General features: G+C 70.8%; 24 protein-coding genes. 10 read left to right on the top strand and 14 right to left on the bottom strand.

Going from position 1 to position 20,268, the window contains the following annotated elements:
- Nucleotides 1-251: 251 nt before the first annotated feature.
- Together ACZ4XD_RS03925 and ACZ4XD_RS03920 are read right to left on the bottom strand one after the other, a co-directional pair.
- Nucleotides 252-560, bottom strand: coding sequence for a hypothetical protein (locus ACZ4XD_RS03925; protein WP_042158197.1), 309 nt, complete (start codon nt 558-560; stop codon nt 252-254).
- Nucleotides 561-566: 6 nt separating this feature from the next.
- Nucleotides 567-1,202 carry an ATP-dependent Clp protease proteolytic subunit gene (locus ACZ4XD_RS03920; RefSeq protein WP_468037918.1) on the bottom strand — a complete coding sequence of 212 codons (636 nt, stop codon included), beginning with the start codon at nt 1,200-1,202 and terminating at the stop codon, nt 567-569.
- A 59-nt stretch (nt 1,203-1,261) separates the two neighbouring features.
- Here ACZ4XD_RS03920 and ACZ4XD_RS03915 point away from each other — a divergent pair, with 59 nt between their 5' ends.
- Complete coding sequence (locus ACZ4XD_RS03915) at nt 1,262-1,576, top strand: type II toxin-antitoxin system Phd/YefM family antitoxin (protein ID WP_388186701.1); 315 nt, start codon at nt 1,262-1,264, stop codon at nt 1,574-1,576.
- A gap of 38 nt (nt 1,577-1,614) precedes the next feature.
- Here the strand turns inward: ACZ4XD_RS03915 and ACZ4XD_RS03910 are convergent, their stop codons facing one another.
- Nucleotides 1,615-2,559 carry a M28 family metallopeptidase gene (locus ACZ4XD_RS03910; protein ID WP_468037917.1) on the bottom strand — a complete coding sequence of 315 codons (945 nt, stop codon included), beginning with the start codon at nt 2,557-2,559 and terminating at the stop codon, nt 1,615-1,617.
- Between the two features lie 520 nt (nt 2,560-3,079).
- Here ACZ4XD_RS03910 and ACZ4XD_RS03905 point away from each other — a divergent pair.
- The 6 genes from ACZ4XD_RS03905 (at nt 3,080) to ACZ4XD_RS03880 (ending at nt 7,729) form a co-directional block, all read left to right on the top strand.
- Entirely contained in the window at nt 3,080-3,382 is a 303-nt protein-coding gene (locus tag ACZ4XD_RS03905) for an urease subunit gamma (protein WP_026170153.1), read from the top strand.
- Nucleotides 3,383-3,398: 16 nt separating this feature from the next.
- Nucleotides 3,399-3,710, top strand: coding sequence for an urease subunit beta (locus ACZ4XD_RS03900; RefSeq protein ID WP_432144605.1), 312 nt, complete (start codon nt 3,399-3,401; stop codon nt 3,708-3,710).
- A complete protein-coding gene (locus ACZ4XD_RS03895) occupies nt 3,703-5,424 on the top strand; it encodes an urease subunit alpha (RefSeq protein WP_468037916.1) in 1,722 nt (573 codons plus the stop codon). The genes ACZ4XD_RS03900 and ACZ4XD_RS03895 overlap by 8 nt, the downstream gene beginning before the upstream one ends.
- Nucleotides 5,425-5,466: 42 nt before the next feature.
- Nucleotides 5,467-6,141: an urease accessory protein UreF gene (locus ACZ4XD_RS03890; protein WP_468037915.1), complete on the top strand. Its 675-nt coding sequence runs from the start codon at nt 5,467-5,469 to the stop codon at nt 6,139-6,141.
- A 62-nt stretch (nt 6,142-6,203) separates the two neighbouring features.
- Entirely contained in the window at nt 6,204-6,899 is a 696-nt protein-coding gene (gene ureG / locus ACZ4XD_RS03885) for an urease accessory protein UreG (protein ID WP_468037914.1), read from the top strand.
- A complete protein-coding gene (locus ACZ4XD_RS03880) occupies nt 6,896-7,729 on the top strand; it encodes an urease accessory protein UreD (protein ID WP_468037913.1) in 834 nt (277 codons plus the stop codon). Before ureG ends, ACZ4XD_RS03880 begins: the two co-directional genes overlap by 4 nt.
- Nucleotides 7,730-7,756: 27 nt before the next feature.
- On the opposite strand, the gene ACZ4XD_RS03875 is transcribed toward ACZ4XD_RS03880, so the two are convergent.
- From ACZ4XD_RS03875 to ACZ4XD_RS03860, 4 genes are all read right to left on the bottom strand, one after another.
- The gene (locus ACZ4XD_RS03875) at nt 7,757-8,131 is read right to left on the bottom strand and encodes a hypothetical protein (RefSeq protein ID WP_397966613.1); all 375 of its coding nucleotides are present in this window, start codon (nt 8,129-8,131) and stop codon (nt 7,757-7,759) included.
- Nucleotides 8,132-8,300: 169 nt separating this feature from the next.
- Entirely contained in the window at nt 8,301-8,681 is a 381-nt protein-coding gene (locus tag ACZ4XD_RS03870; RefSeq protein WP_042158214.1) for a roadblock/LC7 domain-containing protein, read from the bottom strand.
- A 70-nt stretch (nt 8,682-8,751) separates the two neighbouring features.
- Entirely contained in the window at nt 8,752-9,606 is an 855-nt protein-coding gene (locus ACZ4XD_RS03865) for a hypothetical protein (protein ID WP_468037910.1), read from the bottom strand.
- Between the two features lie 43 nt (nt 9,607-9,649).
- Entirely contained in the window at nt 9,650-10,033 is a 384-nt protein-coding gene (locus tag ACZ4XD_RS03860) for a hypothetical protein (protein WP_387240975.1), read from the bottom strand.
- A gap of 649 nt (nt 10,034-10,682) precedes the next feature.
- Between ACZ4XD_RS03860 and ACZ4XD_RS03855 the strand changes: the two genes are divergently transcribed.
- The gene (locus ACZ4XD_RS03855) at nt 10,683-12,320 is read left to right on the top strand and encodes an alpha/beta hydrolase (protein WP_468037908.1); all 1,638 of its coding nucleotides are present in this window, start codon (nt 10,683-10,685) and stop codon (nt 12,318-12,320) included.
- A 135-nt stretch (nt 12,321-12,455) separates the two neighbouring features.
- On the opposite strand, the gene ACZ4XD_RS03850 is transcribed toward ACZ4XD_RS03855, so the two are convergent.
- The 3 genes from ACZ4XD_RS03850 to ACZ4XD_RS03840 form a co-directional block, all read right to left on the bottom strand.
- The gene (locus ACZ4XD_RS03850) at nt 12,456-13,280 is read right to left on the bottom strand and encodes a TIGR02452 family protein (protein ID WP_468037906.1); all 825 of its coding nucleotides are present in this window, start codon (nt 13,278-13,280) and stop codon (nt 12,456-12,458) included.
- 95 nt (nt 13,281-13,375) lie between these two features.
- Nucleotides 13,376-14,431, bottom strand: a complete 1,056-nt coding sequence (locus tag ACZ4XD_RS03845; RefSeq protein ID WP_468037904.1) for an NAD-dependent epimerase/dehydratase family protein — start codon at nt 14,429-14,431, stop codon at nt 13,376-13,378.
- 87 nt (nt 14,432-14,518) lie between these two features.
- The gene (locus tag ACZ4XD_RS03840) at nt 14,519-15,253 is read right to left on the bottom strand and encodes a lysophospholipid acyltransferase family protein (protein WP_468037902.1); all 735 of its coding nucleotides are present in this window, start codon (nt 15,251-15,253) and stop codon (nt 14,519-14,521) included.
- A 376-nt stretch (nt 15,254-15,629) separates the two neighbouring features.
- On the opposite strand from ACZ4XD_RS03840, the gene ACZ4XD_RS03835 reads away from it, so the two are divergent.
- Nucleotides 15,630-16,310 carry a hypothetical protein gene (locus ACZ4XD_RS03835; RefSeq protein WP_468037901.1) on the top strand — a complete coding sequence of 227 codons (681 nt, stop codon included), beginning with the start codon at nt 15,630-15,632 and terminating at the stop codon, nt 16,308-16,310.
- A gap of 206 nt (nt 16,311-16,516) precedes the next feature.
- Complete coding sequence (locus ACZ4XD_RS03830; RefSeq protein ID WP_468037899.1) at nt 16,517-16,942, top strand: SSI family serine proteinase inhibitor; 426 nt, start codon at nt 16,517-16,519, stop codon at nt 16,940-16,942.
- A gap of 22 nt (nt 16,943-16,964) precedes the next feature.
- Here ACZ4XD_RS03830 and ACZ4XD_RS03825 read toward each other — a convergent pair whose 3' ends face one another.
- The 4 genes from ACZ4XD_RS03825 to ACZ4XD_RS03810 form a co-directional block, all read right to left on the bottom strand.
- Nucleotides 16,965-17,123 (bottom strand): hypothetical protein, encoded by a 159-nt coding sequence (locus ACZ4XD_RS03825; protein WP_468037897.1) that lies wholly within the window; start codon nt 17,121-17,123, stop codon nt 16,965-16,967.
- A gap of 161 nt (nt 17,124-17,284) precedes the next feature.
- Nucleotides 17,285-18,244, bottom strand: coding sequence for a cytochrome c oxidase assembly protein (locus ACZ4XD_RS03820; protein WP_468037895.1), 960 nt, complete (start codon nt 18,242-18,244; stop codon nt 17,285-17,287).
- Nucleotides 18,245-18,349: 105 nt separating this feature from the next.
- Complete coding sequence (locus ACZ4XD_RS03815; RefSeq protein WP_042158227.1) at nt 18,350-19,375, bottom strand: 6-phosphofructokinase; 1,026 nt, start codon at nt 19,373-19,375, stop codon at nt 18,350-18,352.
- A 143-nt stretch (nt 19,376-19,518) separates the two neighbouring features.
- Nucleotides 19,519-20,247, bottom strand: coding sequence for a type 1 glutamine amidotransferase (locus ACZ4XD_RS03810; protein WP_468037893.1), 729 nt, complete (start codon nt 20,245-20,247; stop codon nt 19,519-19,521).
- Nucleotides 20,248-20,268: the final 21 nt, after the last annotated feature.

Raw genomic sequence — 20,268 nt, 5'->3', positions numbered from 1 at the left:
TGCCGTCGAAGGGATCGTCACGCACCCGCCACCAGATTTCCGAGCTGAAAATGCCGTATGTGACATGGGTCACACTTCGTCTGAATGGTTACTTTTGTTCCGTCAAGTGCCAAGGCGCGGGGCGTCGCAGCCTCTGGACCAGGGATGAAACATCCAAGGTCCAAGGAATTGTGTCTCCCCGCGCAATTCGTCGCCTCCTCACATCGGGCCCGGACGCTACGCCGTATGCGCAGCCCTGTGTGCGTGTCGCGTCAACTCTCCGTGGCCGGCGGCACCATCACGAGCCCGGCCCGGCGCTCGCCCTCCAATACCCGGAGCGCCCGTGCCAAGGTCTCGCGGTGCAGCTCGCTCTCGCCCCGGTCATGCATCAGCGTCAGCGCGTCGCGCAGTCCGGCGGCCTTGCCGACCAGTGCCTGGGCGGCCCGCAGTCCGGTGTAGGTGTCGCCGCCCCGTGCCGGGTTGATCCTGCCCAGCAGGTCGAGCACCTCCAGGTAACGGTCGATCAGCTCACCCTCGGCCCGCGTCAGGGCGGGCAGTGGCGGCAGTTCCGGCAGCAGCATCCGGGCTCACCGCGCGCCGAGTTGGGGGACGGACTGCTTGCGCTGACGGGTGAGCCCGTCGATCAGGCCGTACTCCCGGGCGGCTTCGGCGTCGAAGATCTTGTCGCGCTCGATATCGGCGGCGATCCGCTCCCGGGGCTGTCCGGTGTGCTCCGCCAGCATCCGCTCCAGCATGTCCCGGGTGCGCAGCAACTCCTCGGCCTCGATCTGGAGATCGGTGGCCTGGCCCTGGATCGGCTCATGGAGCGCCGGCTGGTGGATCAGGATCCGGGCGCCGGGCAGGGCCAGCCGCTTACCGGGGGTGCCGGCGGCCAGCAGTACCGCGGCGGCGGAGGCGGCCTGCCCCAGGCAGATGGTCTGCACATCGCACGACACGAAGCGCATCGTGTCGTAGATGGCGGTCATCGCCGTGAAGGAGCCGCCGGGGGAGTTGATGTAGAGCGAGATGTCCTGGTCGGGCGCGGCGTGTTCGAGGTGGATGAACTGCGCCATCACATCGTTGGCGGAGGCGTCGTCGACCGGGGTGCCCAGGAAGATGATGCGCTCACTGAGCAGCTTGGAATACGGGTCCATGGTGCGCGTCCCCTGGGACGTGCGCTCGGTGAACTCGGGAAGGACATAGCGGGCCATCGGTCGCAGCATGGGTGTGCTCCTCTCTCTGTAAAAAATGTACAGGATGTACGTCCAGTTAGAATGGGAGCATGGCCTACGAAATTCCGGTGACGCAAGCCCGGGCCGAGCTGGCGGATCTGATCAACCGCGTTGTCTACGGCGGTGAGCGGGTGGTCGTCACCCGGCACGGCAAACCGCTGGTGGCGCTGGTATCCGCCGCTGACCTGGAGCTTCTTGATGAGCTCGGGCGGCGTGAGCAGGGTGCGGAGGACGAGCAGGTGATCAGCACGGTCTCCACCGTGCGACAGCTCCCGTCCGCTCCGGGCGAACGGCGGCGGTTCGGGATCGCCGCAGAACACCGCGACCCGGCTGCCGGGGACCGGCGACCGGGTCGCGAGAGCTGACGGTCAGCGGGAGCTGACCGTGCGGGGATGCGGGTGGCTCAGGAGCTGAGCTCCCACAGCGCGTGGGCGATGGCGTCGGTGTTGTTGTCCAGCGCCTTGTCGTCGATGTTCTTCGAGGTGTCGCAGGACTGGTGGTAGCAGGCGTCGAAGGCCTTGCCGGCCTCGCCGCCCCAGTTCTTCGCCTGCTCCTCGGTCTTCTTGTAGTCGGCGCCGGAGAAGAGGCCGCCGACGGCGATGCCCGCGTCCTTGAAGGAGGCGTGGTCCGAGCGGCCGTCGCCCTCGGTCTCCTTCTCGGTGGCGATGTCCTTCTTGGCGAAGAAGTCCTTGAATACCTTCTCCAGGCGGGTGTCGTCGTCGTAGACGAAGTAGCCCGGGTTCGGCGAGCCGATCATGTCGAAGTTCAGATACGAGTCGATCTTCGACTTGTCGGCGCCGAGCTTGTCGACGTAAGCCTGCGAGCCGACCATGCCGTCCTCCTCGTCGCCGAACCAGGCGAACCGGAGGTGCTTGGTGGGCTTGAGATCCGCCTTGGCGACGGCGAGCGCCACCTCGAGGATGCCGGCCGAACCCGAGCCGTTGTCGTTGATGCCGGGGCCGTCGGGGACCGAGTCCAGGTGGGCGCCGGCCATCACGGTCTTGCTCTCGTCGCCGCCCTTCCAGTCGGCGACCAGGTTGTAGCCCTTGGTGCCGCCGCCGTCGAACTCCTCGACCTTGGTGGTGAATCCGGCCTTGTCGAGCTTGCCCTTGATGTAGTCGACGGACGCCTTGTAGCCCGGCTGTCCGTGGGCGCGGTTGCCGCCGTTGGCGTCGGCGATCGACTGGAGCTGGTCCAGATCGCCCTTGACGGCCTTGACGTCGATGTCCGGGGCGGCCGCCGGCGCGCTCCCGGCGTAGGCGCCGGCCGCGGTGAAGACGGTGGCGGCAACGGCGGCGACGGCGCCCGTGGCCAGCGCGGCCCGGCGTATTCGCGTGGAACGAGTCACTGTGTTTGCTCCGATACTGGTGTGGGGGGATGGAGCTGTTTGACGCGCACATGAGAATTGCGATCACTTTGCAAACCGTCAAGAGCGCATACCGGACAGTTGTGTTCGGCGAGCGGGCCGGGTCCGGTTTACGCCGATAGTGGCGATTTATGACGCATGGCAGTCATCTGTTCCCTGCGACCGCGCGGGCTTTAAGGGGTGGAATGCGCCAGCGAATTGCCTGTGCGGCCCGGGGTGTGACGGGTCGGCAGCCGCTGTGGGAGAGGGTGCTCGCGCCGTAACGGGCGGTGATAACGCCGCGTTACGCCAGGGGAAAGAAGGGGTGTCGACAAGTCCCTGGTTGTAACGCCGCTGAAATCCCGCCGAACTAGCCTCCTGGCGTGGGGCGCTTGATGGCCAAGTGCTGAAAGTCGGTTTGCTCCTCCTTTAATTACTGCGTGGTACATCTATCGACACAGGTGTACCCACGCCTGTGACCTGGGCGAATGTGTCCGGGCGGGAAGACTGTGAGGTGGAAGGTATGCAACTGACCCCGCATGAACAGGAGCGCCTGATGATTCATGTGGCGGCAGACGTGGCTGAAAAGCGCCGCTCCCGGGGGGTGAAGCTGAACCACCCCGAGTCGATCGCGCTGCTCACCGTGCACATCCTCGAAGGCGCCCGGGACGGCCGTACCGTCGCCGAGCTGATGTCCTCCGGCCGCAAGGTGCTCACCCGCGACGAGGTCATGGACGGTGTCCCCGAGATGATCCACGACGTACAGGTCGAAGCCACCTTCCCCGACGGCACCAAGCTCGTCACCGTTCACGAACCCATCAACTGAACGGGAAGAGCGGAACATGATCCCGGGCCAGATCCTCCACGCCGACGAGCCGGTGCGCCTCAATGAAGGCATGCCCCGCACGCGGCTGACCGTCCTCAACGCCGCCGACCGCCCCGTCCAGGTCGGCTCCCACTACCACTTCGCCGAGGCCAATCCCGGCCTCGACTTCGACCGCGCGGCCGCGCACGGCAAGCGGCTGAACGTCCCGGCCGGCTCCGCCGTGCGCTTCGAGCCCGGCATCCCCACCGAGGTCGAACTCGTCCCCCTCGGGGGCAAGCGCATCGTCATGGGCCTGCGGGGCGAGACCGGAGGAACCCTCGATGGCTGAACTCACCCGCCAGGCGTACGCCGACCTCTTCGGCCCGACCGCCGGCGACCGCATCCGGCTCGCCGACACCGACCTCCTCATCGAGATCACCGAGGACCGCTCGGGCGGCCCCGGCCGGGCCGGCGACGAGGCCGTCTTCGGCGGCGGCAAGGTGATCCGTGAATCGATGGGCCAGTCCCGCGCCACCCGCGCCGAGGGCACCCCCGACACCGTGATCACCGGCGCGGTCGTGCTCGACCACTGGGGCATCATCAAGGCCGACGTCGGCATCCGTGACGGCCGGATCGCCGCCCTGGGCAAGGCCGGCAACCCCGAGACCATGGACGGCGTCCACCCCGACCTGGTCATCGGCCCGGAGACCGAGGTCATCGCGGGCAACGGCAAGATCCTCACCGCCGGTGCCATCGACACCCATGTGCACTTCATCTGCCCGCAGCAGGCGGACGAGGCGCTGGCCTCCGGCGTCACCACGATGATCGGCGGCGGCACCGGACCCGCCGAGGGCAGCAAGGCCACCACCATCACCCCCGGCGCCTGGCATATCGCCCGGCTGCTGGAGTCGATGGACTCGCTCCCGGTCAACGTCGGTCTGCTCGGCAAGGGCAACACCACCTCCCTCGCGTCGATGCGTGACCAACTGCGGGCCGGGGTCCTCGGATTCAAGATCCATGAGGACTGGGGCGCCACCCCCGCCGTCATCGACGCCTGTCTGACCGTCTGCGAGGAGAGCGGCGCACAGCTCGCGATCCACACCGACACCCTCAACGAGGCCGGCTTCCTCGGTGACACCCTCGCCGCCATCGCGGGCCGTTCGATCCACGCCTTCCATGTCGAGGGCGCCGGCGGCGGCCACGCCCCCGACATGATCGCGATGGTCTCCGAGCCGAACGTGCTGCCCGCCTCGACCAACCCCACCCGGCCGCACACCGTCAACACCGTCGAGGAGCACCTCGACATGCTGATGGTCTGTCACCACCTCAACCCCGCGGTCCCCGAGGACCTGGCGTTCGCCGAATCCCGCATCCGGCCCTCCACCATCGCCGCCGAGGACATCCTGCACGACCTCGGCGCCATCTCGATCATGGCCTCGGACGCCCAGGCCATGGGCCGGATCGGCGAGGTCGTCCTGCGCACCTGGCAGACCGCGCATGTGATGAAGCGGCGCCGCGGCGCGCTGCCCGGCGACGGCGCAGCGGACAACCACCGGGCCCGCCGCTATGTCGCGAAGTACACCCTCAACGCGGCCATCGCCCAGGGCATCGACCATCTCGTCGGCTCCGTCGAGGACGGCAAGCTCGCCGACCTCGTGCTGTGGGACCCGGCGTTCTTCGGCGTGAAACCGCAGCTGGTCATCAAGGGCGGCCAGATCGCCTATGCGCAGATGGGCGACGCCAACGCCTCCATCCCCACACCGCAGCCGGTGCTGCCCCGCCCGATGTTCGGCGCCACCGGCCGGGCGCCGGGCAGCAACTCGGTCAACTTCGTCGCCCCGCAGGCACTGGAGGACGGCCTTCCCGAGCGCCTCCCGCTGGCCAAGTCCTTCGAGGCGATCCGCAGCACCCGCGGCGTCACCAAGGCCGATATGCGTAACAACGATGCCCTGCCGCGCGTCCAGGTCGACCCGGACACCTTCACCGTGACCATCGACGACGAGGTGGTCGAACCCCGCCCCGCCGCCGAACTCCCCATGGCCCAGCGGTACTTCCTCTTCTGAGGGGACACCCATGAGCACCCCGACGAAGGACACGTACCCCCGATGAGCCGCGCAGCGCTGCTCGTCCTCGCCGACGGCCGGTTCCCCGCCGGCGGGCACGCCCACTCGGGCGGCGCCGAACCGGCCGTCGCCGCGGGACGGATCAAGGACGCCGCCACCCTGGAGGTCTTCTGCCGGGGCCGGCTGCACACCGCGGGCCTGGTCGCCGCCGGCCTCGCCGCCGCGGCCGCGGCCGGCCACGACCCGCTCCTGCTGGACGACGCCGCCGACGCCCGTACCCCCGTCCCGGCGCTACGGCAGGTCGCCCGGCGACTCGGCCGGCAGATGATGCGGGCCGCTCGCGCCACCTGGCCGAGCGCCGCCCTCGACGCGCTCGCGGCGGCCCGCCCTCGCGGCGCCCACCAGCCCGTCGTCCTCGGCCTGGCAGCGCGGTCCGCCGGTCTGCCGCCGCTCGATGCCGCGTACGCCGTCGCCTACGAGAACATCAGCGGCCCGGCCACCGCGGCGGTCCGGCTGCTGAGCCTGGACCCCTTCGACGCCACCGCCGTGCTCGCCCGCCTCACCGCCGACCTCGACCGGGTCGCGGAACAGGGAGCCGAGGCCGCGCGGCGGGTCGCAGCCGAAGGAGTCGACGCCCTGCCCGCCGCCTCCGCACCGCTGCTCGACATCACCGCCCAACAGCACGCCGCCTGGCCGGTACGCCTCTTCGCGTCCTGACCCGCCGGCCCTCCCGCCGGACCCCCCCACCGCCCGCGGCCGCACCCACCACCGGAGTGACCATGCACCTCGACCACAAGGACACCTTCCCCGAGCGCTACACCTACAGCGCGCCTGAACCCGTACGGGAGGATGGCACCCGGCGGGCCCTGCGCATCGGCCTGGGCGGACCGGTCGGCACCGGCAAGACCGCCACCGTCGCCGCGCTCTGCCGCTCCCTGCGTGACGAGCTCTCCCTCGCCGTCGTCACCAACGACATCTACACCCGCGAGGACGCCGAATTCCTGCTCCGCGAGGCGGTGCTGCCCGCCGAGCGGATCTCCGCCGTCGAGACCGGCGCCTGCCCGCACACCGCCATCCGCGACGACATCTCCGCCAACCTCGAAGCCGTCGAGGACCTGGAGGAGGCGGTCGGCCCGCTCGATCTCGTGCTGGTCGAATCCGGCGGCGACAACCTCACCGCGACCTTCTCCAAGGGCCTGGTCGACGCCCAGATCTTCGTCATCGACGTCGCCGGCGGCGATGACATCCCCCGCAAGGGCGGCCCCGGCGTCACCACCTCCGACCTCCTCGTCGTCAACAAGACCGACCTCGCTCCGTACGTGGGCGTCGATCTCGAAGGCATGGCGCGCGACGCCAAGGCCCAGCGCGGCGAGCTGCCGGTCGTCTTCACCGCGCTGAAGTCGGAGAACGGCGTCCGGCCCGTGACGGAGTGGGTCCGGGAGCGGCTGGCCGACTGGGCCGCGGGCCCGGCATGACCACCGCGCTCCGCACACCGCCGCAGACCGCCGCCTCGGCCGCCGGTCTGCGGGCCACCGCCCGTATCGTCGCGCGGGTTGACGAGCAGGGCGGCACCACCCGGCTGCCGGTCCTCGACGGCGACGGCCCGTTCGCGCTGCGCCGGGTCCGCGGGCCCGGCGGCCAGGCCCGGGTCTGTGTCGTGGGCGCCATGAGCGCTCCCCTCGGCGGGGACCGGCTGGCCATCGAAGCCACCGCCGAGGCGGGCGCCGCACTGCACCTCACGGCCGCCGCCGCGACCGTCGCGCTGCCCGGCCGCACGGCCGACCACGCCACCTACGACGTGCGGCTGAGGGTGGGCGACGGTGCCCGGCTCGACTGGCTGCCCGAACCGCTGATCTCCGCGGCCGGCAGCGCACTGCGGATGACCACCACCGTCGAACTGGCTCCCACCGCCCACCTGGTGCTGCGCGAGGAGCAGGTCCTGGGCCGCAGCGGCGAGGAGACCGGTGCGCTGCGCAGCCGGATCGTCGTCCGCCGGGGCGGCCGGACCCTGCTCGACCAGGAGACGGCGTACGGGCCCGGCGCCCCCGGCTGGGACACCTCGGCCGTGCTGGACGGCCACCGCGCCCTCGGTCAACTGCTCGTGGTGAAACCGGAGTTCGAGCGGTGTCCGGCCGAGGTGCGGCTGCTGGGCGAGGCGGCGGGGGAGCGGTCCGGCGACGGCGCGGGGCAGGGCGTACTGGCACCGCTCGCCGGTCCCGCGGCCCTGGCCACGGCCGTCGCCCCGGACGCGCTCCGGCTGCGGCGCCTCCTGGACGAGGCCGCCCGCGGTGCCGCCGCCGGGTGACGGCGGCGGGTCACGGGGCGGCCCGGCTCAGACCTCCAGGTCGGCCTCCAGCCGGGCGAGACGGTGGCGCGCCAGTGCGAGATTGGCGCGCTTGCGGTCCAGCACCAGATAAAGGAAGAGACCACCGCCGTTCTTGCCCGTCACCGGGCGGATGATGTGGTACTGGGCGGTCAGGGTGATGAGCATGTCCTCAATGGAGCCCTGGAGTTCCAGCATCTCCATGGTGCGCATCTTGGCGCGTACGACATCGGTATTGCCGGCCGCCGCGATATTGAGGTCCAGCGCCTGATTGTCGCCCAGGGTGGCCAGCGCCATACCGCTGGTGTAGTCGACCAGGGCGACGCCGACCGCGCCCTCGATGGTCGACATCGCGTCGGCGAGAGCGGATTCCATTTGAGCCATGAGGGGTCAGACCTTTCGATTTCTTGACGGTGTTTCAGCGGTTCCGGTGTTTCAGCGGTTCCGGGGTTGCGCGGTTCCGGGATTCCGGGGTGTCGAGGTGTCCGGCGTTCCGGGGGTTTCTGCGTGTGTGCGGGGACGGTGGGGGAGTTGTCGTATCGGGGGTGTGCTCTTATCGGTGGGGCGCCGCGTCCACGAGGGCGCCGATGCGTTCCGCGGCCTTCCGGGCCTGGAGATGGAGCCGCCCCACGTTGGTGTCCGTGCTGGCCACGGCCGTGAGGACCGCGCGGCGCCCGGCCGAATAGGCGGCTATGTAGCCGGTGGCACCGCGGGTCAGGGATTCCTCGAAGGCGCCCTGGCCGGTCGCCTCGGTGAGGCGTTTGGCAACGCCGATCGCGGCGGCGGTGAGCGCGGCCAGCCCGTCCGGTTCGATATCCGGCAGATCGTGGGCGATCACCATGCCGTCCACACTCGCGACCATCCCGCCCTGGAAATGGCGCACTTGATCGCGCAGCGTGTGCAATTCATCCCGTATCCGGGGTTCGATCGTCATCAGTCTCCTTTTCCGGGCGCGTTTTCCGATGACGCGCCTCATGGTGTGCACCGTCTTCGTGCGTCAGGGCTCACAGGTTTTCCTCCAGCGCCGTACGCAGTCGGACAAGGAGGGCAATATCCGGATCGGCGGTATCGAGCAGGTCCGGAACCGGTAGTTGCCAGGTCGGGGTGGGGCGGCCGTCGGAGGCGGGGGCGGCGGGCCCGTCCAGGCAGGCGCCGGGCCGGCGCCGGGGGAGCGCCGTCGGTGCCGGGGGCAGCTGGACGAGGCCGGCGGCCGCGAGACGGCGGATGTCGAGCAGGGTCGCGAACGCGGACTGGCCCAGCAGCCGGGCCAGTTCCTGCGGGGTGTGCCGGCCGTCGGCGCGGTCGAGCAGCCGCCGCTGCCGGCCCGTGGTGGGGGCGGCCGAGGTGCGCGGCCGGACGGGTATGACGGGGGAGGAGTCGACCGCCGCCCACGGGTGGAGCCGGTCGAGCAGCGCCCGGCGGCGGGCCGTCGCCTGCTGGAGTGCGCCGGCGCTGATCGGCCGTACGACACCCAGCCAGTGGGCGGTCCCGGGTGTGAAGGAGGTGGACTCGGGCGGCAGCGGCAGGGCGAAGAACGCCGCGTCGAGCAGGGCGGCGAGATGGCATATCTCCAGTTCGCTCTGGGTCAACCAGCCCTCGCTGACCAGGATTTGAGCGACCTGCTGCCGTGGTCCCGCCCGCTCGACGGCGTACTGCCAGCCCTGCGGCGGCACCTTGCCGGCCGCGATGAGGCGGATGTCGAGACCGGGGGCGGCGGTGCCCTCGACGCAGTAGACCGCGCCGTCGAGAAGGTAGAAGCAGCCGTGCGGACCACGGAGGGCGCCGGTGACCCGCTCGGCGGCGCACCGGTCGAGCAGCCCTGCCGGTGCGGGCGGGGAAGGGGATATGGGCAGGCCCATGGCTGGTTCCTTTAACGTGCGTGCGGTGTGGCGGAGCGCGTGCTCAGGACGCGACCAGCTCCGCCGCCAGATCGCGCAGCCGGAGCCGTGCGACGGCGAGATTGGCCTGGGTGCGGTCCAGCCAGAGGTAGAGGTAGGTCTGGCTGTCGAAGGCCGTGTGCACAAAACGGATGAGGTGGTAGCTGCTCTCGGCCGTGATGATCAGGTCTTCGAGCGCCGGGCCGCCGGCGCCCGAGGTGTCGAAGGTGGCGTTGCGGGCCACGGCCTGCACCACCTCGGCGGTGTCGGCGGCGGCCGCGTCATGATCGCCGTGCGGCGCCTGCCCCGCCGTGCCGAGCGTGAGACCACTGGTCCAGTCGATCAGTCCGGCACCCAGAACGCCCGGGATCCCCATTGCCTGGGACAACACCTGATCGATACCCGGCACTTCGGATCTCCTTCGCGACAACTCTGACAGCGCGAAAACGCCGAAGCCCTCCCGTGGCAGTGAGTGGGAGAGCCTTCACGGAAGGTTACTGAAGCTGTGCGGCTGGCACATGCCTGTGGGGCAGGTCTACGGCAATTGACGTATTCTCGCCCCTGCGCGCCCCCTTGGCAGGCCATCGCGCTGTACCGCACTCCGGCAGCTCGCCCACCGTGCCGCGCGCCCTGCCGAGCCGCCCGGCCTGCTGGTACGCCTTCGTCGTCGGGCAACTGTCGTAAGTCCGGACCGAATTGAGGATGCCACTGCGGGGTCCGCATGGCGGGGGAAAGTTCGTCATGGGGCGGCGGCCTTGGCCGGAATGGTGAGGTTCCCCTGCGAGGTCCGGCCGTTGGCCCGCGGCCGGCCGTTCGCCCGCAACCGGCCGGCCGGTCGCCCGGCGCCGGTGTCCGCACCGCCGGGGGAGCGGATGCGTCCGGGAGATGCGGCCGGTCCGGGCCCGGCGGGCCGCCGGCGGCGGGGCAAGAAACCTACAGGTTGGTAAAGAAAGGTGGGCGCCACCTGTTCAGGAAGGGACGGCGCACGACAGGATCCCTCTGTAAGCCTGTGATCAACGCCGCCACAAGTGGCGCACCATGCAGGGGGAATTGACCACGTGAGAAAAACAGCAGCGCTCGGCGCCGCCGGAACTCTGGTCTCCGGCGCGCTTCTCGCCGGAGCGATAACCGCCACGCCCGCCCAGGCGGGTGAGCAGCACCAGCGCGGTTCGGCCGAAGCACGCGGTGTGGCCACCGCCGCCGCGCGCGCAGCCAAGAAGGGCATCGACTGGCAGGACTGCCCCGCGGACTGGGGCCTCAAGTCGCCGGTCCAGTGCGGCTATGTCACCGTCCCGGTCGACTACGCCCGGCCGAACGGCCGCACCATCAAGATCGCCGTCGACCGTGCCCTCGGCACCGGCGGCAAGGAGCAGCGTCAGGGCTCCCTCCTCTACAACCCCGGTGGCCCCGGCGGTTCGGGCATGAAGTTCCCGACCCGCATCACCACCAAGAACCCGCTCTGGGCCAAGACCGCGAAGGCGTATGACTTCGTCGGCTTTGACCCCCGCGGCGTGGGCCACTCCGCGCCGATCTCCTGCCTGGACCCGCAGGAGTTCGTCAAGGCGCCCAAGGCCGACCCGGTGCCGGACAGCGAGGCCGACAAGCGCGCCCAGCGCAAGCTCGCCAAGCAGTACGCCGACGGCTGCGCCGAGCGCAGCGGCCGCCTGCTGCCGTACATGACGACCCCGAACACCGCCCGCGACATGGACGTGATCCGTGCCGCGCTCGGTGAGAAGAAGCTCAACTACCTGGGCGTCTCCTACGGCACCTACCTGGGCGCGGTCTACGCGACGCTCTTCCCGGGGCATGTGCGCCGGATGCTCGTCGACAGCGTCGTCGACCCCTCCCGCCAGAAGGTCTGGTACCAGGCCAACCTCGACCAGGACCTCGCGTTCGAGACCCGTTGGGGCGACTGGAAGAAGTGGGTGGCCAAGAACGACGCCACGTACCACATCGGCAACACCCCCAAGAAGGTCCAGGCGGCCTGGGAGAAGCTGCGGGCGACCGCCAAGAAGAAGCCCATCGGCGGTGTCGTCGGCCCGGCCGAGCTGACCGGGTTCTTCCAGAACGCTCCGTACTACGACTCGATGTGGGCCTCGGTCGCCGAGGTGTGGAGCGCGTACCTCACCGGTGACAGCAAGCCGCTGGTGGAGAACGCCGGTCCGAACCTCAAGGACACCGCGGGCAACATCGCCTCGGAGAACGGCAACGCCGTCTACACGGCCGTCGAGTGCACCGACGCCAAGTGGCCCACCAGCTGGAAGAAGTGGGACCGCGACAACACCCGCATCCACCAGCAGGCACCGTTCATGACCTGGTCCAACGCCTGGATGAACCTGCCCTGCGCCACCTGGCCCGTCAAGCAGCAGCGGCCGGTCGACGTCAAGACCGGCAAGGGTCTGCCGAACGTGCTGATCGTGCAGAGCGTCCGTGACGCGGCCACTCCCTACGGCGGCGCGGTCGAGCTGCACCGCCGCCTCAAGGGCTCCCGTCTGATCACCGAGCGGGACGCCGGATCGCACGGTGTCACCGGTCAGGTCAACCCCTGCATCAACGACCGGGTCGACGCCTACTTCCTGTCCGGAAAGACCGACGCCAAGGACGTGACCTGCGCCCCGCACGCCACGCCCAAGCCCAGCAAGCTGTCGGCGGCGAAGTCCCTCGTGGGGGCTTTGGACGTGCCCGCCGTGCACTGACATGACGGCATGAACGGTGCCGGCATCAACGGTGCCGGCACCACATGACGGCACGCAGGGGCGGCCGGGAACCCTCCCGGCCGCCCCTGTCGTTTCGGCCCGTCTCCCCGTCCCTCCGGACCCCCGCTCCGGCGCTCAGGCCGGAAAGACTTCGGCGAAGGCGGCCCTGGTCGGGGAGTCCTCCCGGCGGTCCAATACGGCGAACACGACCCGGTCGAACCAGCCGGCGAACCGTCCGCCGGGCAGCAGCGCCGCCGCGAACGCCCGTGCCACGTCGGCCGGTTCATTACGGAACACCCCGCAGCCCCAGGCCCCGAGCACCAGCTGACGGTGCCCGCCGGCCGCCGCGACCTCCAGCACCCGCTCCGCACGTACCGCCAGCGCCGCGGGCACCCGCCCCACATCGGCCGGGCTGCGCCGGGCGATCACCCCGGCGTTCGGTGCGGCGGCCGTCAGGAAGCCCGCCTCGTACGGCACGTCGAGCAGCCTGCCGCGGTCGTCGCGGAACACCGGGACGCCGGGGGAGAGGATCACCCGGTCGCTGTAGAACGGGCTGGGGTCGGCCCGATGGGCGGCGTAGAAGTCCGGGGCCTCGCGCACACAGGTGTAGAGCGCCGACCCACGGCACAGCGCCTCCTCCTGGGCCTGCGCGCCGTTGAGATAGCCGCCGCCGGGATTGCGCGCCGAGGCGAAATTCAGCACCGCGAGCGGGCCCGCGCCCGACTCGGCCAACCGCCGTCCCGCCGTGAGACTGCCTTCCCCCGTCACCTCGAAGACCGTGCCCACGCCCGGTGGCCGCCCCGCCACGGCGACCGGCTCCGGACCGTACAGCCGGGTGCCGGCCCGGGCCCGTCCGACCGCCGCCGCGATCTCCACCAGCCGTCCGCTCGGGGCGCGGTACGCACCCGCCGCGACGATCCGCTCCGTCTCCTGAGCCATGCCACGCAGTCGGGCGCTCATCGTCGGCACCCCCGTATCCCTTGCTTCACAGCGATCAAGGTACGGGCCGGCCGCGCGCCCCGCGAACGGATATCGCCGGCCGCCCGTCGTGGTGCTCAGCCGTTCGCGCCCCGCCCCGCCAGCCACCGGTCCTCGGCCGCATACCCGAACAGCTTCTCGTCCGGATAGACGCCGGCCATCTGTGGGAACACCTCCCGCCAGTCCCGCCCCTTGACCCGGTCGGCCAGCCAGGCCACCGTCGCGGGAAGCGACTCCTCGTAGGTCGTCACCGCGCGATAGCCCAACTCGCGCTCCGCCGCCGTCATGTCGTAGACGAGGGGATGGGCGACCGTCCACGGGGTGTCACCCACGCCGGACGACGGCGGGGCGCCCTCCACCCGCACGATCTCGCTCTCCGGCGCGCCCATCGCCGCATCCACCGCCGCCGAGATCCCGGCCACCGTCGGCGCCTGCGGATCGGCCGCGTTGAGCACCCGCGAGCCCGGCCGGCGGGCCGCCAGCCGCACCAGCTCCGCGAGATTGTCGACATGCACCGGATGGAAGCGGCTGTGGCCGCCGTACGCGAGCACCCGTACCCGGCGCCCGTCCAGCACCCGCTTGACGAAGTACAGCTCCCGGGGCAGCGAACTGTACGGGCCGTGCACGGCGACGGCACGCAGCAGCGTCACCGGCAGCCGGTCGCCCGGTGCCAGCAGCGCCCGTTCCAGGGCGGCCTTGCGGGTGCCGTAGTCCTTGTCGCCGGGCGGCACGGTCGGCTGGGACTCCTGGACTGGCAGCGGATAGGCCGGGCAGCCGTCCGGTGCGTTCATCGTCGCGAAGCTGCGCCCGCGGTCGTCCTCGTACACCGCGCAACTGGAGATCACCACGGCCGAGCCGATCCGGTCCGCCAGGGCCGTCAACTGGTCGGCATGCGCGGCGTTGTACGCCACACAGTCCAGCAGCACATCGCAGCCCTCGCCGATCAGCCCGGCCAGTGCCGCGTCGTCCTCCCGGTCCATCGCCACCGCGCGGACCTCCCCGGGCCAGGAGGCGTCGCGCCCGCCGCGCCGGGAAGCGGCCCGCACCTCCCAGTCGTCCCGCGCCAGGGCCCGCACCGCCGCGCGCCCGATCTGTCCGCTCGCTCCGATCACCACTGCGCTGCCTGAGGTCATGCCGGGACCTTATGACCCGTCAGGCGATGGCTGCCGCACGGTTCGCCGTCGGCGCAAGGCGCCCCGGGGCCGGACCCGCGCCGCCGCTCAGCGCGCGGGCCCCTTTCCGCCTCCGGGCCCCCGCCGCCCCTGGGCCCGCGCCTGGGCCTGCGCCTCGGCCTTGGCCTCGCCCGCGTAGGTGTCGACGTACTCCTGCCCGGACAGGGTGAGGATCGCGTACATGATCTCGTCGGTGACGGCACGCAGCGCGGTGCGTTCGTCCGCCAGTCCGGCATAGCGCGAGAAGTCCAGTGGCGCGCCGAAGCGGATGGTGATCCGCATCGCGCGCGGCAGCCGACGGCCCGTCGGCTGTGCCTCGAACGTGCCGATCATCGCGCACGGCACCACCGGCACCCCCGCGGTGACGGCCATCGAGGCGACGCCGGTACGCCCCTTGTAGAGCCGTCCGTCGTGCGAGCGGGTGCCCTCCGGGTAGATGCCGAGCAGCCGGCCCTTGCGCAGCACGGCGAGCCCCGAGGAGAGTGCCGCCTGCGAGGCGCGGCCGCCGGACCGGTCGACCGGAATCTGCCCGACCCCCCGGAAGAACGCCGCGGTCAGCCGCCCTTTCAGACCGGGCCCGGTGAAGTACTCCGCCTTGGCCAGAAACGTCACCCGGCGCGGCACGATCGCCGGCATCACAAAGTGATCGGCGAACGACAGATGATTGCTCGCGATGATGGCCGCGCCCTCTTCCGGCACATGCTCCAGCCCCTCGATCCGCGGCCGGAACACCAGCCGCAGCAGGGGCCCGAGAAGGAGGTACTTCAGCACCTGATAGAGCACAGCGCAGCTCCCTGATCCGTCGGGCCGCCTGGGCGGCTACCTCGTCCCAGGTGCCGAGCGGGCCCGGAGACGGCCAGTGAGTTTATGGGCAAGTGCCGCGGCGGGTAACCACCTTGGGCCGGATCGATACTGACTCCTCCCCAGCGGGCCGGGGACCTCCTGGCGGCGGGGGCCCGGCTGATCCGGCGGGGTGAGACACAGGAGCCCGATCAGTACGCGCACCCGGACAGCGTCAGACCCGCTTGTTACCTTTCGGTATCCGCTTTGGCATCCGCGGACAACTTTCTGCTCGCCCTGAAACGCGATGAGTTGGCGCGACGTACTGTCCTGCAACCGAGCCCGCCCCCACGGTCCGGGCCGAGGACAGGAGTCAGAGATGTCCCGCAAGAAGAAAGCCGGCCGGCGTCAGAAGATCATCGTCTGTGTCAGTGCCGCGGCACTGGTCGGCGGTATCGCCATCGTCACCACGGGCACCAGCCAGGCATCGGCGGCATGCGACGGGCTGGCCACCGCGCTGAGCAACAATCAGAAGTTCATCGCCGACCAGAAGGCCAAGCCGGACGCCCAGTCGGCGGCACGGATCGCCAACCGGGAAGCCGTGATCAAACAGATCCAGTTGCAGCAGCGGGAAGCGGGCTGTTCCGGGGACGGCGGTGCGGCCGCGGGAGCTCCACCGGCGGCGGACCAGCCACCCGCCGACGACGCGGCCGGGTCGCAGGAGCAGTCCGGATCGGCGCAGCCACCCGCCTCGGACGACCCGCCCGCGTCCGGTGACGCGTCCGCCTCCGCCGCCCCGCCGGCCGGCGACGGCGATGTGGTGTGCCCCGGCTCGACGGTGACCCTCTCCGGCGAGGGCGGCGCACCGGCGGCGTCCAGCGGCGAGTTCCCCACCGGGACCAAACTGAAGGTGACCAACCTGGACAACAACAAGTCGACGACCGTCTCCGTCACGTCCACGTCGGGCAGCTGTGTGCTGCTGAACAACGCGGCGTTCGAGGAGGTACGTGAAGAAGGCAAGAACCTGATCCGGCGCGCCCGCATCGAGCGCGTGGGGTAACCCCGGTCCGGTGGCCGGCAGCGGAGCCGCCTCCTCCGCTGCCGGCCACCCTGTCTCCTGGGCGGCTTCCGCAGGCCGTACGGGCGACCTCACGGCGTGGCCGCTTGTCCGCCGGGTCGCGGCGAGATGCCCTGGGGCCGCCGGGCGCCGCGTGATCCTGTCGGGCTCCGGCATGTGATCCCACCGAGCGTTCCCAGGAGACCACGATGCCCGTGAGCCGTCGACGCCGATCCGCCCGTGCCACCCTGCCCGCCACCGCGCTTGCCACCCTGTCGCTGGCCCTGCTCTGCGCCGGTCCGGCCGGCGCCGATGAGCCGCCGGCGCCGGGCGGAGACCAGGGCCTGGTGCTCACCATGTCCGGAGCGGGCAACACCTGGACCCGGGGGGTGCGCCTCAGCTGCCCGGACACCCACCGCCGGCATCCGCACGCGGGCGCTGCCTGCGACGCGCTGACCTGGGCCCGCGGGGACCTGGACGCCCTGCCCGGCGAGCCGCACACCTGCACCAGGGAGTACGACCCGGTCACCGCCACCGCGACCGGCACCTGGCGGGGTGTCCCCATCAACTGGCGCAAGGAGTTCCCCAACGCCTGCACGATGGACTCCGCCACCGGGCCCGTCTTCCGCTTCTGAACGGCGCCCCGGGCCGGTGGGCTCAGACCGGCCGGGCGGCCACCACTCCGACCGTCACCAGCGCCACCACCACCCAGGAGAACCAGAGCCACCCATTGGCGCCCAGCGCCACGGTGTAAGCGGTCGCGGCCACCAGCCCGCCCACCGTGCACACGGCCATCGTTTTCGCAGATCCGGGCATACCCGCACCCTCCTCACAGCGGCCGGGCGCCGAGGAAACGACGCGGGCCGCGGCCATGGGACCATCGTCCCCGGCCGCGGCCCGTACCGCCAGACTGGCGACCCGCCCGCCCGTCGCCCGACCTCCACCCCCAGAAGACGGCGCTACGCGCCGACCCACCGTTAGCGCCCCCGGGCGTTGAGCGAGGCGAGATAGGCGTTGTAGTCGGCCAGATCCTTGTCGCCGTTGCGGTCGGCGGCCCGGTCCGCGCGCTGCGACTGACGCTCCTCGGACTTGTACCACTGGAAGACCAGGGCGATCAGCACCACTACGGACGGGATCTCGCTGAAGGCCCAGGCGATACCGCCGGCGGCCGACTGGTCGGACAGCGCGTCGATCCCGAGCGAGGCGGGCGGGTTCAGGAAGGTGTCGACCATCGGCTCCGTGGCCATCATCAGCGCGATACCGAAGAACGCGTGGAACGGCATGCCCGCGAACAGCTCCAGCATCCGCATCACATAGCCCGGCCGGTGCGGGCCCGGGTCGACGCCCATGATCGGCCAGAAGAACACCAGGCCCACCGCGAGGAAGTGCACCATCATCCCGATGTGCCCGGCCCGGGACTCCATCAGGAAGTCGAACAGCGGCGAGAAGTAGAGCGCGTAGAGGCTCGCGATGAACAGCGGGATGGTGAACGCCGGGTGCGTGATGATCCGCATGTAGCGGCTGTGCAGCAGCGCCACCAGCAGTTCGCGCGGCCCCTTGCGGCCCCGTCCGGCGGTGGGCAGGGCGCGCAGCGCCAGCGTCACCGGCGCCCCGAGCAGCAGCAGGATCGGCGAGAGCATGCTGATGACCATGTGCTGGACCATGTGCACGCTGAACATCGCCATGCCGTAGTCATTGAGCCCGGTGCACATCACCAGGGCCACCGACACCACGCCCAGGGCCCAGGCGACGGTCCGGCCCACCGGCCAGGCGTCCCCCCGGCGCCGCAGCCGGATCACCGCCCAGCCGTACAGTCCGAGCCCCAGCAGACAGCCGACGAGAAAGACCGGATCACCACCGAACTCCAGGCCCCTCCCCAGCGTGAACGGCGGCAGATCCATGTTCATGCCGTCCATGCCGTGCCCGCTGTGATCCATCCGCTCGCTCCTGATTCGTACCAATGCTCCGGCGACAAGAGTAGAACCGCCCCCGGCCATGGCGGTGGCCGGGGGCGGTTCGTGGAGCGCTGAACTACCGCTGGATCACAGCACGCACTCGGCCTCGTCGTAGCGCTCCACGGGCACCGTCTTGAGCGTCTCCACGGCCTCGGCCAGCGGCACCAGCGTGATGTCGGTGCCGCGCAGCGCGGTCATCATCCCGAAGTCCCCGCGGTGCGCGGCCTCGACGGCGTGCCAGCCGAAGCGGGTGGCGAGCACCCGGTCGTACGCGGTCGGGGTGCCACCGCGCTGGACGTGCCCGAGGATGACCGGACGCGCCTCCTTGCCGAGCCGGTTCTCCAGCTCCACGGACAGCTGCCGGGCGACCCCCGCGAACCGCTCGTGGCCGTACATGTCCTTGCCGCCGACATCGAAGGACATGGTGCCCTCGCGCGGCTTGGCGCCCTCGGCGACGACCACGATCGCGAACTTCTTGCCGGCCTCGAACCGCTCGGAGACCCGCGCGGTCAGCTCCTCGATGTCGAAGGGCCGCTCCGGCACCACGATCGCGTGCGCACCGGCCGCCATGCCCGAGTGCAGCGCGATCCAGCCGGTGTGCCGGCCCATCACCTCGACGATCATCACCCGCTGGTGCGACTCGGCGGTGGTCTTGAGCCGGTCCAGCGCCTCGGTGGCGACGCCCACCGCGGTGTCGAAGCCGAACGTCACATCCGTGACCGCGATGTCGTTGTCGATGGTCTTCGGTACGCCCACGATCGGCAGCCCGGCGTCCGACAGCAGCCGCGCCGCCTTCAGCGTGCCCTCGCCGCCGATCGGGATGATCGCGTCGAGGCCCAGCTCGGCGACATGGCCGCGGGCCCGCTCCACACCGTCCCGCAGATGCGCGGGCTGCACCCGCGATGACCCGAGGATGGTGCCGCCGCGCGCCAGGATGCCGCCGACGGCATCGAGGTCGAGCTTGCGGTAATCGCACTCCAGCAGGCCCTTCCAGCCGTCGCGGAAGCCGATCACCTCATCGCCGTGATCAGCGGTGGCGCGGTGGACGACGGACCGGATGACGGCGTTCAGTCCGGGGCAGTCGCCGCCGGAGGTGAGGACACCAATACGCATTGCTCGAAAAACCTCTGCAACTCAACCGGGGGCCCGGACCCCGTCGTCCGGTTGGATTCCGCACACCCTACAAGCGCGGGGTCACCCGGCACACGTACGCCCGCAGTGCAAGACTGCGGGCGTACGAATGGGCGCGGTGGCGCTCAGGCGGGCGTGGTCGCCGCGGCGATCCGCTCCTGGCGCAGCGCCTCGTACCACTGGTCGTCCACCGGAGGCAGGGCGTTGACATCCAGCGCCAGCTTGATCAGCAGGTCGGCGATATGCGGATTACGCGCCATCACCGGGCCGTGCATGTACGTACCGAAGACGGTGTCGTTCCACGCGCCCTCGTAGCCGTCACCGACGCCGTTGCCCTTGCCGAAGCGCACCTTGGCGAACGGCCGGGCGGTCTTGCCCAGATGCGTCACGCCCTGGTGGTTCTCGAAGCCGGTCAGCGGCGGCAGCCCCAACTGCGGGTCGATATCGGCGAGTACGTCACCGACGCAGCGTTCGGCCTCGCCACGGGTGCTCACCACGTCCAGCAGCCCCAGGCCCTGCTGCCGCTCGCCGAGGTCATTGATGAACTCGTGGCCCAGGATCTGGTAGCCGGCGCACACCGAGAAGACGATCGCGCCGTTGGAGACCGCACGGCTCAGCCCGCCGTCGCGGATCAGCCGCTCGGAGGCCAGCCGCTGCGGCCGGTCCTCGCCGCCACCGATCAGGTAGATGTCGCCGGAGGTGGGGATCTGCTGGTCGGACCGTACGTCCAGCCGCTGGACGTCCAGACCGCGCTGGCGCGCCCGCCGCTCCACCACCAGGGCGTTCCCCTGGTCGCCGTACGTGCTCAGCAGGTCCGGGTAGATCCACACCAGCCGCAGGCTGTTGTCACTCATGCTCGCTCGTCCTTGTCCGCG

The organism is Streptomyces sp. NPDC029466 (assembly GCF_055574515.1).
The sequence above is the reverse complement of the archived record's forward strand: the minus strand, read 5'-3'. Positions and strand labels throughout refer to the sequence as shown.